At 39.1% G+C, this 608-nt stretch carries 2 pseudogenes; both read right to left on the bottom strand.

Features of this window, described 5'->3' with window-relative positions:
• A pseudogene (locus CYP26_RS05970) lies at positions 1-260 on the bottom strand (tetratricopeptide repeat protein); the annotation flags it as partial.
• Positions 261-608 (bottom strand): annotated as a pseudogene (locus tag CYP26_RS10265) (sel1 repeat family protein); the annotation flags it as partial. It lies immediately after the preceding pseudogene.

The raw sequence follows: 608 nt of genomic DNA, 5'->3' as shown, positions 1-608 counted from the left end.
TTACAAGCTTTTTCGTAGTAGCCTTTTGCCTTTACAAAGTCTTTTTCATTACTAAAATTTACAGCTAAATTGTTGCAGTCGATGCTATTTCCACCCTCACAGTTTTGCATCATCTTCTCTTTTTCAAGCTCAATACGCTCTGCTCTAGCCTCTTCATCACTTTGCCAAAAACCAAAGCTCACCATCTTTTGCCACGACCAGCAACCACTAAGCATCAAGCCCATAGCCAATAATAGACTATAAATTTGGACCTTTATCACTTATATTCCCAGCTTTATACCTAGTCTTTTCATCTGCAGGCATGCCTTACTTAGCCCACGAAAGCAATCGACTTGATAAATTCCATAAGCCCTTTTTTCGTCTTTATTAACACCAAGACCAAGCTCGTACATCGTTCCGATATTGGCACAACTTCGCAAATCTACACTATTGCATTCGCCGTCATCAGCTTGCATAGCAAAGGTATATTCTATCGTTACATGATCATTTTCGTTGGCAGTATAACCCGAATCATCTGAATATAGTATAGATCCTTTAATTGTTCTACGATCAGTAGCGCTATTTCCGCTAATTTGTATAGTATCCTCTCCGGCACCAAGATCTATAAC

The sequence above is a fragment of the Campylobacter concisus genome (genome assembly GCF_002913225.1).
Taxonomy (GTDB): domain Bacteria; phylum Campylobacterota; class Campylobacteria; order Campylobacterales; family Campylobacteraceae; genus Campylobacter_A; species Campylobacter_A concisus_J.
Note: the sequence above shows the minus strand (reverse complement) of the source record. Positions and strands in the feature narration are given on the sequence as shown.